At 37.4% G+C, this 14,428-nt stretch carries 12 protein-coding genes; 7 read left to right on the top strand and 5 right to left on the bottom strand.

Annotated features, from left to right (window positions below; genetic code table 11):
• Positions 1–477: 477 nt before the first annotated feature.
• From B5G52_RS05970 to B5G52_RS05955, 4 genes are all read left to right on the top strand, one after another.
• Positions 478–3,462, top strand: coding sequence for a TonB-dependent siderophore receptor (locus B5G52_RS05970; protein WP_254911147.1), 2,985 nt, complete (start codon positions 478–480; stop codon positions 3,460–3,462).
• 156 nt (positions 3,463–3,618) lie between these two features.
• On the top strand, positions 3,619–4,755 hold the full coding sequence (locus B5G52_RS05965; RefSeq protein ID WP_087531754.1) for a metallophosphoesterase: 1,137 nt from the start codon (positions 3,619–3,621) through the stop codon (positions 4,753–4,755).
• 123 nt (positions 4,756–4,878) lie between these two features.
• Positions 4,879–6,246, top strand: a complete 1,368-nt coding sequence (locus B5G52_RS05960; RefSeq protein ID WP_087531753.1) for an L-serine ammonia-lyase — start codon at positions 4,879–4,881, stop codon at positions 6,244–6,246.
• Positions 6,247–6,526: 280 nt separating this feature from the next.
• Positions 6,527–8,086, top strand: a complete 1,560-nt coding sequence (locus B5G52_RS05955) for an AbgT family transporter (RefSeq protein ID WP_087531752.1) — start codon at positions 6,527–6,529, stop codon at positions 8,084–8,086.
• A 73-nt stretch (positions 8,087–8,159) separates the two neighbouring features.
• Here the strand turns inward: B5G52_RS05955 and B5G52_RS05950 are convergent, their stop codons facing one another.
• The 3 genes from B5G52_RS05950 to B5G52_RS05940 form a co-directional block, all read right to left on the bottom strand.
• Entirely contained in the window at positions 8,160–8,531 is a 372-nt protein-coding gene (locus B5G52_RS05950; RefSeq protein ID WP_087531751.1) for a hypothetical protein, read from the bottom strand.
• An 82-nt stretch (positions 8,532–8,613) separates the two neighbouring features.
• Positions 8,614–9,198, bottom strand: coding sequence for a hypothetical protein (locus B5G52_RS05945; RefSeq protein ID WP_087531750.1), 585 nt, complete (start codon positions 9,196–9,198; stop codon positions 8,614–8,616).
• A 192-nt stretch (positions 9,199–9,390) separates the two neighbouring features.
• Positions 9,391–10,035 carry an NAD(P)H-binding protein gene (locus B5G52_RS05940; protein WP_087531749.1) on the bottom strand — a complete coding sequence of 215 codons (645 nt, stop codon included), beginning with the start codon at positions 10,033–10,035 and terminating at the stop codon, positions 9,391–9,393.
• A gap of 182 nt (positions 10,036–10,217) precedes the next feature.
• Here B5G52_RS05940 and B5G52_RS05935 point away from each other — a divergent pair, with 182 nt between their 5' ends.
• Complete coding sequence (locus tag B5G52_RS05935) at positions 10,218–10,934, top strand: enoyl-CoA hydratase/isomerase family protein (protein ID WP_087531748.1); 717 nt, start codon at positions 10,218–10,220, stop codon at positions 10,932–10,934.
• 31 nt (positions 10,935–10,965) lie between these two features.
• Positions 10,966–11,949, top strand: a complete 984-nt coding sequence (locus B5G52_RS05930) for an RDD family protein (protein ID WP_087531747.1) — start codon at positions 10,966–10,968, stop codon at positions 11,947–11,949.
• A 224-nt stretch (positions 11,950–12,173) separates the two neighbouring features.
• Here B5G52_RS05930 and B5G52_RS05925 read toward each other — a convergent pair whose 3' ends face one another.
• Both B5G52_RS05925 and B5G52_RS05920 read right to left on the bottom strand, forming a co-directional pair.
• Entirely contained in the window at positions 12,174–13,040 is an 867-nt protein-coding gene (locus B5G52_RS05925; protein ID WP_140394303.1) for a VOC family protein, read from the bottom strand.
• 12 nt (positions 13,041–13,052) lie between these two features.
• A complete protein-coding gene (locus B5G52_RS05920; RefSeq protein ID WP_087531789.1) occupies positions 13,053–13,427 on the bottom strand; it encodes a nuclear transport factor 2 family protein in 375 nt (124 codons plus the stop codon).
• 104 nt (positions 13,428–13,531) lie between these two features.
• Here B5G52_RS05920 and B5G52_RS05915 point away from each other — a divergent pair, with 104 nt between their 5' ends.
• On the top strand, positions 13,532–14,413 hold the full coding sequence (locus B5G52_RS05915) for a LysR family transcriptional regulator (protein ID WP_087531745.1): 882 nt from the start codon (positions 13,532–13,534) through the stop codon (positions 14,411–14,413).
• The last annotated feature ends 15 nt before the right edge of the window (positions 14,414–14,428 follow it).

The following is a 14,428-nucleotide window of genomic DNA, read 5'->3' as shown; positions in this document are numbered from 1 at the left end:
CTTTCAACTACTCAATAATGAGATATAAATCTTTGTTGTTCTTACATCGTCCATTTTAATAATTAGATGAAAAATTAATTTTCACTTTAACAAAAAGAATATCCTTAATACCTTTTTAAAACAATAATTAATATTATATTTACAGTTGTAATGCTTTTAAAAGTCGTCTTGCAACTAAAAAATATAAGAATAAATTAATTTAATATTTTCATGTGCTTAAAGACCTAAAAAAGACATTAAAATGAGGTATAAAAGGTTGATTGAATTCACTATTACCCGACAAAATGACATAACAAAAAATTGATAGATAACGAATAAGGGAAGAGCAAATAATTGGGCGATGAAATCATCAAGCTTAGTGTTGCTCAACCCATGAAAGAGCTCACACTCTATCACCATAAAATAAAATATATTTAGGGGAAAATAATGAAAAAAAATCTAATCACCCATGCTTTACAGCTTGCTCTTATCGGGGGCATGTCTGCAACAATAGGGCAGGCTATTGCAGCTCAGGAAGAGACTGTAGAAAAACAAACAATCAAACAAGCCAAAGCCATAGTGCAAAAAGAAGAAGCTAATGTAGAAAAAATTACAGTCACAGGTTCACGACTCCGTCGCGATAGTTTTAGTGTTGCAACCCCTTTGGCAACTATGGATAGAGACGCAATTGAAGACGCTGGAATCGGCTCATTATCTAATATTTTAATAGAAGAGATGCCTATGATAGGCATGGGAACGAGTAATACTACAAGCCAATCGGATGTTAACGGAACGGGATTATCCACCATTGATTTACGTAATTTAGGGTCAAGTAGAACATTAACCTTAATTGATGGGCGTCGAACCGTTTCTAATAGTTATAGTTCCAATAAAGTAAGTTTATCAACTATACCAACGGGGATGGTTGAGAAAGTTGAAGTTATCACTGGTGGAGCTTCTGCTGCTTATGGTTCAGATGCAATAGCCGGTGTTGTTAATATCATTACTCAACAATATAAAGAAGGATTTGAATTTGAAGCTAAGGGCAGTGAAAGCGCTGAAGGTGGAGCCAAAGAGTTCTCATTATCAATGAGTTATGGAACTGATTTTGATAGCGGCCGAGGTTATCTATTCATGGCTGGCGATTACGCTAAAGAATACGGATTAAGCTTCTGGGATCGTAATCGAGCCCAACAAGAAATGGATCTTGATTATAATGATACCTTGATGTGTAACACCGTTATAATTGAGAGTGGAGATGAAGTTTGTCTTAATAGCACCACACAAGATCAATGGCGTAACCGTAGTGATGGTTTAGCTGGTGGTGTATTTGGCGAAAACAGTAAGAATGATCAACAGTTCTGGTACGATGAAAATGGCCTTCATAATGACTGGCGCGACAATGAAGAAAAATATGGCATCAATTCAAATCAATTTGTACAACTAAAAGTACCAGAAGACTCATCTTCTTTTGCGTTAAAGATGGATTATGAGCTATCTGACGAACTTGAAGCCTATTTCCAAGTGCAATATAGCACTAATGGCTCAGTAAATTATAAATCACCAGAAGATGGTAATGAAAGTTCCAATCGTGTTACATATGACCCTACAACAGGAATTTTTGACGAAATCAATCTCGGCTACATTCCAATTGACAACCCTTACGTTCCACAAGAGATTTTAGATTCGGGTTTATACAAAGATCGTATTTATTGGGATCGTAGGTTTAATGAGGTTGGTGAAATTATCACAGATAACACCCGAGATACTATTCGTGTTTGGGGCGGTGTTCAAGGGATTGCATTTGATGGCGAATGGGAGTGGGATTTATCACTTGGTTATGGAAAATCTAGTCAAAGACAAACGCGATATAATGAACTTTATGTACAAAACTGGCGTAACGCTGTCGATGCTGAAATATTAGATGATGGTTCTATACAATGTAAAAGCGCTGAAGCACGTGCTAATGGTTGTGTACCATTGAATATGTTCGGCGAAGGTTCAATTACTCCTGAAGCGGCTAATTATATTAGAGCAAACCCAACAATTAATTCAGATATAGAACAAGTAACAGTTTTAGGTTATATCGCAGGTGATTTATTCACCATGCCTTATGGTCCTGTTGCATCAGTTTTTGGTTTTGAATATAGAGAAGATTCACAAGAGCTCAGCACCAATGTGCCAGAAGGTGGGATCACATTTAACTACGTTCCTTCTTTTTCAGGAAAAATTAACGTTGCTGAAATTTTTGCGGAAATGTCTTTACCATTATTAAAAAATGTTACCGCAGCTAAAAGTGTTGATTTAGAGGTTTCTGCTCGTTTTGCTGATTATAGCTCGGAAAATGTTGATTTGATCTCAAGTTACCGTGTGGGCTTGATGTGGGAGCTAACTGATGGGTATGCTTTTCGTGCCAACTACTCACGCGCTCAACGCGCGCCAAATATTACAGAATTAGATTCACCACCTCGCGGCGATTATGACAGTTATGATGATACATGTGACGGTTTAACTGCAACATCAAATGGCCCTGGACACGATAACTGTCGTTTAGAACAGGTATTTGCCAAACAACTAGCCGAAAATCCTAACTTTGAATTTGAAGATGAAAACGGAGGTTATTCTCCCGCAGAAGGCAATAACAAGTTATTTGAAGAAACAGCTGATACCTATACTTTTGGTATCACAATGGCCCCTGAATTTATTGATGGGTTTAAAGTAGCTCTTGATTATTATGATATTAAGATATCAGATGTAATTTCAAGTTATGAAAACCAAGCAATTGTTAACGCTTGCTACAACTCATCAATGGCTTGGGGAGCAGGTAACACGTTTTGTAATGATATTACCCGCGCTAATGATGGTCAAATTACGGAAGTAATACAACGTAACTACAACCTAAATGAAAGACGTACACGGGGATATGATGTTGCAATGGCATATCGCTATGATTTAAGCGAATACGGTTCTTTAAAGTTTAAGTTAGATATGAACCATATAATTGAATGGTCAGAAACTGCCGATACGGCGGGAGAGTTGATCACAACCGATTATATCGGTGATATTGATAATGAAAGTATTTTCAAAGACAAAGCATCGGCTTCAATATCTTGGTCAAAAAGCAATTGGCGAGTGCGCTGGAGTACCAGCTATAAAAGCTCGTCAATTAACGACAAAAATCGATATACAGAATGGTTAGGATATATGGAGAAAAACAATACAAATTGCGCAGCACTAAATGCAGCTTGTGTGGAAAACCCAGAATCATTAGCTTATTACGAAGTTAGCTCTTATACGAAACATAACTTATCAGTGAAATATAAAATGGAGCTATCTAATAATACTGAAATAAATTTCAAAGCAGGCATTAGAAATCTTTTTGATAATAATGGTGACTTCAGACCTGATAGTCGACACTACTACAGTGCATTTGGTGGTGGCGTTGGCCGTCTTTATACTGCTGGAGTAACTTTATCCTTCTAAATAACAGCACTTCCACAAGGATGTGGGTATTTTACTGATTATTAAGCGATTCATCCTAGTGTGAGAATCGCTTACTTAAACCCTTGTGCCAATTCAAATACAGACAATAATAATTATCCTACAACTATATCCTAAGGCGTTATTTTAAGGAATATCATGAAAAAATTTAAAACTTTATCTCTTATATTGTTCACACTATCTTTCTCGACTCTGGCAAAAGAAGATGCATCTAAACTAATCACTCAAGTCGATAATCAAACATCTCACCTAAATATTGAAATAAGTGATGGTCCTTATGTTTTTAAAAATAAGAGCAAATCTTCATTTACTAGTTTTTGGGTTTGCGATGGTGAGCGTAAACAAGAAATAACATTGATCGATAATTACCCTCATAAGTTTAATTCATGTGGTTTATCTGCCGAAGTTACTTCAGGTTTGGTAAAAGAAGATAATATTCTCGAATATAGTGGCGACTTTAAAATTGCCGCAACTAGTGATTTTCATGGGCAATACAAGCTCATGATGCAATTACTTCAAAATAATAACATTATCGATACACAAGGAAATTGGTCTTTTGATAATGGCCATCTTGTCATAACAGGAGATGTCTTTGATCGTGGAGATCAGGTTACAGAAATTTTATGGTTTTTATATAAATTGGAAAAACAAGCGTTACGTGTCGGTGGGCAAGTACACTTATTATTAGGCAATCATGAAGTCATGACACTCAATGGCGACTTACGTTACTTAAACCCTAAATATGAGTATACCGCGAACACGCTAAATATACCTTATGATGAGCTATTTTCTAAAGAGAGTATTTTAGGTAATTGGATAAGAAGTAAACCTGTATTAGTAAAAATAAATAATATGTTATTCACACATGGTGGTTTCCATCCTAGCTTAGCTAAAGAAAAACGGACGTTATCTGAAATTAATACTGTATTTAAGGCAAATTTAGTCAAAAGTGAACTAAGCACTAAACGTGAGGGGTGGGGAAAGTATTTACATAAAAAAAATGGACCAATATGGTATCGAGGTTACTTTAAAGTAAAAGACGAAGGAGCTAGTAATGAAGAAATTGAACTATTACTACACCACTTTAACGTTAAAAATATAATAGTTGGTCACACATCTCAAAAACAAATAGAGACACGACATGAAGGAAAAGTGATTGCTATTGATTCAAGTATTAAAAATGGCAAGTATGGTGAAGTATTATTAATTGATGGTAACAATAAGTGGCGAGGTACATTAAGCGGAGAAATGATTCCTTTAGAAAACACCCCATAATCCGTCAAATTAAAACTTTGAATACACTTCTTTAGTAACAGACTAAAAATTAGTCATAATTTCAGCTTTATTAAGCATTATCTCTTATATGAATAATTAAGGGGTAATGTTAAGGAATATCAAATGGATAGTATTTTTGATTTATTTTCGATCGGTATTGGCCCATCCAGTTCTCATACTGTAGGTCCGATGAAAGCAGCGAATGCTTTTATGAAAGAGTTGAAAACGAAAGGGAACCTAAGCAATGTTAATCGTATTGAAGTTACTTTATATGGCTCGTTAGCAAATACGGGTAAAGGGCATGGAACCGATCAAGCTGTGATATATGGTTTATTAGGCTATAAGCCCGAATCAATTGACATAGCAAAAGCAAGACTTGCTCTAACAGAATTAATTAACACAAACACTTTAGCGATAGAAAAGTATCATAGAATTGTCTTTAATCCAGACTCTCATATTGAGTTTAGTGGTCAAGAATATTTAAAATTTCACCCAAACGGTATCAGATTTCAAGCATTTGACACAGGTAATACTCTTTTACAAGCAGAGACTTTTTACTCAACTGGGGGTGGTTTTATCTGCACCGCTGATGATACAACACCAAAAATAACAACTTCAGTGCAGCCATACCCGTTTAATTCTTTTGATGAATTAGCCAAGATTTGTAGTTGTTCTAAAATGAACATCGTAGAAGTTGTATTAGCCAATGAAGCCACCTTAACTAATGAAGATAAAATTTATGAAAAATGCCATGATATATGGCTTGTTATGAATGAAAGTGTCAATAGAGGATTACACTCTCAGGAAAAAATATTACCTGGCGGTTTAAATCTTAACCGTCGAGCACCAGAATTTTTTAAACGATTAACTCATCATAAGAATATAGATTCACTCAATCAAATAGACTGGTTAAATATGTTTGCTCTTGCTGTTAGTGAGGAGAATGCTCGGGGAAATCGCATTGTTACAGCCCCAACGAATGGTGCCGCGGGTATCATCCCCTCGGTATTAAGTTACATTAATCAATTTCACTTACCAATAACACGGAAAGTTTCTACAGAGTTTTTTGCTGTAGCTACAGCTATCGGCAGCTTATACAAAAAAAATGCATCTATTTCAGGGGCGGAAGTTGGTTGCCAAGGAGAAGTCGGTGTAGCTTGCTCTATGGCTGCTGGCGCGTTAGCGCATATATTAGGTGGTGATATTAAGGCAATAGAAAATGCAGCAGAAATAGCGATGGAACACAATTTAGGTATGACTTGTGATCCAATTGGTGGATTAGTTCAAGCCCCCTGCATCGAAAGAAATGCCATAGCAGCAGTTAAGGCGGTCAATGCTGCTAGAATGGCTGTCTATAACCCTAATGAAAGCAAAGTATCACTCGATACAGTTATAAAAACAATGTATCAAACAGGTAAAGATATGGGAAGCAAATATAAAGAAACATCTCATGGAGGGTTAGCTATAAACGTTTCTATTGTTGAGTGTTAATAACATTTCATAGGTTGGATCTTAAGAAAACGTGAAGTTGAACTCTGCTAAGAATCAAATCAGCGTTTAGAAAGTAAGTTGATGGAGTCGTAGAAGAATGAAGGAGCACTATGTGAGGCTCGTACGTACGGTTCTGTGAAAGGGATGAGGAAAAACTTCACCCTACTCGATGTACTTGTGACTTTAGTTCCTAAAAGCTGTATTTTCTGGTTACTTAAAATTTACCTAACGCAGCATTTACGGTAATGTATGCTGGTTAAAATCCTAAGGAACAAGCGAAATGAATAATAATAATGATGCGACGATGCCGACCGGGCTAGTTGCACGATTTTTAAACTTTGTAGAAAGGGTCGGGAATAAACTTCCAGACCCAGCAATTATCTTTCTATTTGCCATGCTACTAATTTGGGTTTTGTCGTGGTGGTTTTCAGGCGTTAACTTTGACGCCATCGACCCGCGTACTGGCGAAGCTATTATAATCAATAACATGTTGGCCAGTGATTCACTCGCCACCTTCTTATCGTCTATGGTAAAAACATTCACTGGTTTTGCACCATTGGGCGTGGTTTTAGTTGCTATGTTAGGTGTAGGGGTTGCTGAGCATTCTGGTTTTATTAACACGGGCTTAAAGCTCATGTTAAAAGTAACGCCTAAACAGCTGCTTACACCATCTATTATCTTGGTTGCTATTGTTAGCCATACAGCAACCGATGCTGGGTACGTGTTAGTTATACCGCTCGCTGGTGTGATTTTTTATGCGGCAGGGCGTCATCCGCTTGCGGGTATTGCTGCGGCATTTGCTGGTGTAAGTGGCGGCTTTGGTGCTAACTTTATTCCATCTGGCATCGACCCGTTATTGCAAAGCTTTACCCAAAGTGCGGCGCAAATAATTAACCCGACGATGTCGATTAACCCATTAAATAACTGGGCATTTACGTCTGCATCGAGCTTATTTATCGTTTTATTAGGTTGGTATATCACTGATAAAATTATTGAACCTCGACTAAAAAATACTGCCGTTGATGGTGAGACCGAAGATTTACCGGCGTTTGAGGATGCTCGTAGTGACGAAAAGCGTGCGTTTTTTATCGCAAGTAGCGTGATGATTGCAGGTCTTACGTTATTAGCGTTTGTATCTGCACCAGCCGATTCAGCAATGCGTAGCGCTGATGGTTCACTTACAAACTTTAGATCGCCTTTAATGCAGTCAATTGTGCCGCTAATTTTCTTATTGTTTTGGATACCCGGTGCAGTATATGGCTTCACGGTTGGTACTTTTAAAAGCTCTAAAGACATGATTGATGCAATGAGCAAAGCGATGAATGGTATGTCGTATTATATTGTTATGGCATTCTTCTGCTCGCTGTTTATTGCTGCATTTAGTAAATCAAATTTAGGGGCACTATTAGCTATTGAAGGTGCGCAGCTGTTAAAGGCGATGGAACTACCTAGTGCTGTAACTGTCGTAGGAATAATCTTCTTAACAGGCTTTGTTAACTTATTTGTTGGTTCAAGTTCTGCTAAGTGGGCATTACTTGGGCCTGTATTTGTGCCTATGTTGATGCAGTTAGGTATTTCGCCTGATTTAACCCAAGCTGCGTATCGTGTAGGGGATTCAAGCTCAAACATTATTACCCCGTTAATGCCTTACTTTCCACTCGTAGTGGTGTACTGTCAAAAGTATGTTAAAGGCACGGGTATCGGTACCTTAATTGCGATGATGCTACCGTACTCAATTGCCTTTATGATTGGTTGGAGTTTGTTTTTACTCGGCTACTGGGCACTTGGTATTCCACTGGGTTTAGATGCCAGCTATGTTTACCCGGCAGTGACGCCGTAGCACAAGGTTATGTAATTAGTCTCATTAACTAATGAGACTTTTTCTGAACGATTACCTATGAAACTGAGTTAAATTATTTTTCATAGGTAATTACAATTTTTTCAGTAGATGAAGATAAAACTTCCCCATTTTTATCTAGCATATTAGTTATACGTATGTCTGGTAAACCGTCGCCAGTAATATCTTTTATGACAACTTCTTTTTGTTTTTTCAAACGAGTAAAAGTAGAGAATATGAGATCGTTTTTTCTATTGATCACAAAAGGGGAGGGGGTAACACTCGTCTCTTGTATTTCATAGCTGGTGTCAGTGAAAGCTACACTTATTTTAAAATTATCCGTCCATACTGTTGAGCTTAAATTATCATTTATTGCAGATATTACAGATGAGTCAGCTCTAACAGCAGAAGTAAGCAATAAAAGAAGTGCGATGGTAATAGGCCTCATGGTATTTCCTTTAACTATAATTGGATAGTTATAATTAAAAGATCACCAATGCAAAGTTGTAGTGGTGATCTTAAATTGATTTTTATAGGCTAATAGTTGAATTATTATCAGATGTAGGTAGGTTTTGCTGGTTTTGATCTTGTGCCCCAACATCCGTAGATGGGCTTGTTGATGAAGCAATATTATAGGTGGCACCAGATGAGCTTTGGATTTGAAGTACCAGAATATACGCCGTGGCACTTACTTCAAAGCCTGGGATCAAACCCGTGACCATAAGATCAACATCCACAGAGCCATTTACTTTTTGCTGCTGACTAAGTTCTTGCATTGTTTCTTTGATGTCTTGTTTGTGCGTTTCTGCATTTGCACCGAATCCAAGCCATCCCCAAAAGCCACTAACACCACCTGATATACTATATTCAGAAACCATTTTTTGATATGTGCTAGAGCTTTCTAGATTTACAATCGAAAAATCGAAAGAGCCAGACATTTTAGCCCAGGCTCCCGCGCCTGATACAGTAACGCCAACACCTGAAATAGTCCCTTTTTTTTCTGAAATTTGCCATGTTTCTGCATCACCCGCAGCAAGTGATGCTGTGTTAGAAGGGGATGTGCTCGCTACAGCGAGAGTTTTTGGGTTTGGTAGTATGGTAAGTGTATTTGACATAATAAATCTCCATTTAAGGTTTGTGAAGCAAAGTACAAATAAGGAGGCATTCCTTACTCAACAAACGTTATAGTTGATAAAATGTCGATTAAACATTACAACCCATTACATAAAGGCCTAAGCAATAGATTTAGAGCACAAGTTTGCAGTGTGATCATAATGGTCAGTTGACATTGGTTTGGTCAAACGGTTTTAAAATAACTCATTCAGTTTATAATATTTTAGCCCCTGAGCTGGTTGGGCACTTATGTTGCACATTTTTATAGCGACTTGTTTACCGCTTATTGGTCTAAATTTTTTAAGGCCTGGAAGCCTACATAAAACAGGTAACAATATACTTCCCAGTTTTTCGCCAAGCCTAAAGTCATCACCTCTCTCGCCAAGTAATAACGATGGTTGAATAATGCTAATCTGTTTAAAGTTAAGCTGGGTTACCGCTTGCTCAAGCTCACCTTTCATTTTTAAATACGCACTGCGACTGTTAGCATTCGCACCGCTGGACGACACCACTAAATAGTGTTCAACACCACTCTTTGCAGCAAGTTGAGCAGCATGGAGTTGGTAGTTAAAGTCTACTTTTCGTTGCGCGTCAATTGAGCCTGCGGCTTTTTTAGTCGTGCCTAAGCATGAAAATAAAATATCAGCTTTAAATAAATTTGAGTGTTGCTCTAATTGTGCAAAGTCCACCACATAATTAATGACTTTATCACTGTTATAACTAACAAGGCGGCGAGTAAGCGTAATTACTTGAGTGATATGGGCTGCGCCAATTAACTGCTCAACTAAATGGCCACCTATTAAGCCTGTGGCACCAATAACAATTGCCGTTTTATTCATATGTAATTACCACTGCGTTAAACTATAGAGTGAGCATTGTGATCAATATTTATGCTTTAGACAATCAATTCGACAGCTTTAACCCTAGCAACTTAAACATTAACCATGGCATTATTAATAATAAGCGCCTGTAATATTAAAGGGGCAATCTAATCACACAATAAAAATTAAAAGGTATGACTATGAGTATTATGACATTATCTACGCACGAGAGCGTGGCAGTGATTACATTTACCAACGGCGAAAATCGCCAAAACCCCACTTTTGCCGCTACTTTGAAGACGCTATTAAGTGAAGTGCTTGAAAACGAAAATCATAAAGCCCTAGTTATTACGTCAAATGATGAAAAGAGCTGGAGTTTAGGTATCGATACAGATTGGCTCATGCCTGCCATGAAAGCGAATAAAGCGGATGAAATACGTGGCTTTATGTACGATATGGACGAGGTTTTTAAAACTTTATTACTGTTCCCGATGCCAGTGATTGCGGCGATTAATGGTCATGCTTTTGGTAATGGGGCGATTTTATCATGCGCCTGTGATTTTAGGTTTATGCGAGCAGATCGTGGGTTCTTTTGCTTCCCAGAAGTTGATTTATCAATTCCATTTTTACCGGGAATGATAGCCTTTGTAAAAAAAGCGATACCTTATTACCGTTTTAATGAAATGAAATTAACCGGCCGACGCGTCCCAGGTGCAGAGCTGGCTGTCGATCACGTAATTGAAAAGGCTTCAAAAGATAACGACACTTTACTTACAGATGCGATGGAATTTGCTGCTGCATTTGACAAAAAACGAGCTATTTTTGCAGAGCATAAAAAGCGTTTACATAAAGAAATAATTCAAATTATTGATGAACAGAATAAACCGTTTATTGATAAACTTGCGCTAATGGTTTAGCTGCTAATAATTACTCAAGGATAAGAACGTTATGAAGGCTGAACAGATAGAAGAGTTAAATTTAACACGCTCTGAAACCAAGGAAGTCATTACACCTTATGCATTTAAAATAGATGAAGCATTATTAGGATTATCGCTGGCATCGCCAACAAGACGAGCGGCAGCGATGATTATCGATGTTATGTTAATCTTTCTTGCGGCAAAGCTCAGCGCTGCTTTAATTGCATTTGTGGCTGCAGTGGCTTTTTATAAAGGGACAGCGCAAAAACACTTACCTAAAATGAACTCGCTATGGCGGCGAGTATTAAAATTAACGGCTGCTAGTTTGTTATTTTTCAGCTCGCTTTATTTATTGTCAGTAGCAATTGATTACTTTGATGGTGACACTGTGGCTGAAAGTGCGACCACTCAACAAGATATTGTATTAAGCTCAGAAGAAGTGCAGGCAGTAAACACATACTTACAACTAACATCGGATAATGAAAAGTGCGGTCAAGTATGCCAGAAAAATGAGTTAACCAACTTAGTATCTCAGATACCAAAGCTAGCCGAACTCAATGAAGATGCTAACGTTTATGTGGTAAGAAGCCTGTTGCAGCTGATGACAGCAGAACAACAATCATATGATGAACAACGATTAGAGGAAATTGAATCTATAGAGCCCCAGCCAAATTCACCAACATCTCATAGTATTTTAAAGTGGGGTATAGGTATTATTGAAGATTTAGGTCTAGGCTTTGGCTGGGCTGCGATTTATTTCACTTTATTTTCTCTTTTATGGAAAGGGCAAACGCCGGGTAAAAAGGTCTGTAATATTCGTGTTGTGGCTTTGAATGGGGAGCCGTTAGGTTTACTTGATTGCTTTGGCCGTTACGGTGGTTATGGCGCTGGCTTTGCAACTGGTTTACTAGGGTTCTTACAAGTCTATTGGGACCCAAACCGTCAAGCCATTCAAGATAAAATATCAGCAACAGTTGTTATAAAAGGGAGTCTGAAGCAAGTTGTAAATACGTAAACGGTAGAAGAGGCGGTAAAAAGTTAACTGTTTTAGCCGTGTTTAGTTAGCTGTTTTTATTTCAGTTTCGTAGGTGTCAGAAAACATTATGTTAGCAAAAGCTCATCAGCTTGAACCTGCTATTTTAGATGATCAACTTAGCTTTAGTGCTTATTTACCGCCAAGTTATAATCAAACACTCGAACGAGTATACCCTGTACTTTAGCTTGATGGCGACGAGGCACTTAAAAACATCTAAGTTGATAGCCATCAGGGTCATTGAGAGCAACTCCAGTAACCTTTCCTGAGCTAACTAAAAATTCCGTTTCTTTTCCTACAACATTGCTTGGTAAATTTTTCAAAATATTCATATCTAAGCCTAAGAATCCAGAACTTGTTGATGTTCTATACTTAAAGCCAATTTCTGATTCTATACCATCGGTATGCTGAAGCTCTAATAAAGTATATGGTCGTTGCCAAAGCCATTCCCTAACCCTCAATGAGTCAATGTCCGAAGACGGTGGTGATTCCATGTTAAAAGATAAAAAGTACAGATGCATATTTCTGCTTTCTACTTTTTGGCGTGAAACAAGCCTCATACCGAGTTTTGTATAAAACGCTAAGCTTTCGTCTATTTGTTTAACTCTAAGTGTTGAGAGGTTAAGTGTGGGCAAGCACTCTTGGAACGAGCTACTGCTTGATAGTCTTTTACGGCTATTGTTTGTGAAGTAATGCTGAATTAATTCAATACAATATCCATCAGGATCAGTAAAGTGACAAAGATAAGCAATATTTTTTACTTCAAATGGAGAGCCAATATTTATCCCTTGGGATATAAGATGTTCTCTAGCTAACCTTAGGTTCGGTACTGCAATTGAGTATTTCCAATATCCCTCTGTTAAGCTTGGCTGTGATTGAACAGAAAACACAGTGTCATGAGCAAAAACAAGCTCTAAACAAGCATCTTGATTATCTGAAAAAGATAAAAAATAGTGATGTTTATTATCTATCTCATACTGTGAAATGAGGAGCATACCTAGCTTGTTTAAATAAAAATCAAGTGAAGCTTTCGGCTCTGAAATTTGTAAACGATGGTTAGTTATGCTCATCATTAGACCCTCAATTTATTTTTCACCTAAGATTTCAAATGAATCGCTTTTTAAACGAGCTTTACCGTCTGCTTCAACTATCCAATGCTCATGATGTACTACACCAAAGGCTTTATTCATTTCCCAGTTTGAAGTAAGAATAAACCCTTCACCTTCAGCGGCTTCCCACTTAACATTCGAATACTCAACATTAGTAAATCCTTGATCTATGATGTTTTGCCAACACCCTAAAATCTCTTCTCGGCCTTTGAACACGCCTAGTGGTTTTGCTTCCATGATACAGTCTTCGGTGTACTGAGCAGCACACCCAGCAGCATCTTGATTATTAAATGCTGTTTTCCAAGCACTAATCCCTTCTTTACATAGGTCTAAAATATTTTTATCAGTCATGATTTTCTCATCAGTTATCGGAATAGGTGAATAATATAGCTTTTCATTGAGTGTAAAAACAAAGATAATAGAATTTAATGTTCTGTTTTGTAGGACAATCAAAAATGAAAAAATTGCGTTATATGTCAGTGTTTGCTCATATTGTCGAAGCTGGCTCAATTACGGCGGCGGCAGAGTCACTTCAATTGTCAAAATCGGTTGTGAGCCAACATCTTAAGGTACTAGAAAAGGAGCTAGGTGTTTTATTAATTAAACGAAGCACTAGAAAGCATGCTCTGACTACTGCAGGAAACGATTTTTATGAATCCTGCAAGGAAATAAATAAAATTACAGAATTCGCTTGGCAGCAAGCGCAAGAATCAACAGAAGTCCCAAAGGGGGTTATAAAAATTACAGCGCCCAATGCACTCATGGATGTAGTGATTGCACCAGCAATAGGGAAATTACTAAAACAATATCCACTACTTGAGCCTGAGTTAATTAGTGGTGATAGCCAATTAGACTTGATGTCAGATAATATAGATTTAGCAATTAGAGTAGGTCCTTCTAAAAATAGTAATATTAAACAACGCAGAGTTGGAGAATTCAGAGATATTCTTTGTGGAAGTCGCGCTTTGCTATTAAAAAATGGAATTGATAACGCTGTGTATATAGCGAATAAATGGCAGGGTAAACAGATTCGTCACCAGTTTAGTGATATTGATGGAAATCGAGTACTTTATGAAGCGACAGCTCATTGTCGAGCTAATTCATTTTATTCTTGTTTAGCCTTGATAAAAGAAGGTGCTGGTATTGGCTTGATCCCTGATTTTCAGTTCAATATGATAAAACCTGCTTTGTGCGAAGTTTTTCCAAAGTTGAAACTGCCAATAAACAAAGTATATGCATTACATACCTATGAGAGGCACCTTCCATTAAGTATTAAAATTTGCATAGAAGCCATAGAAAACCACCTTACTAAATTATCAGTGGATGTTGAACATTAGCTCGATATACCAACC

Source organism: Pseudoalteromonas sp. A601 (genome assembly GCF_002165575.1).
GTDB lineage: Bacteria > Pseudomonadota > Gammaproteobacteria > Enterobacterales > Alteromonadaceae > Pseudoalteromonas.
This window is presented reverse-complemented; position numbering and strand designations above follow the sequence as displayed.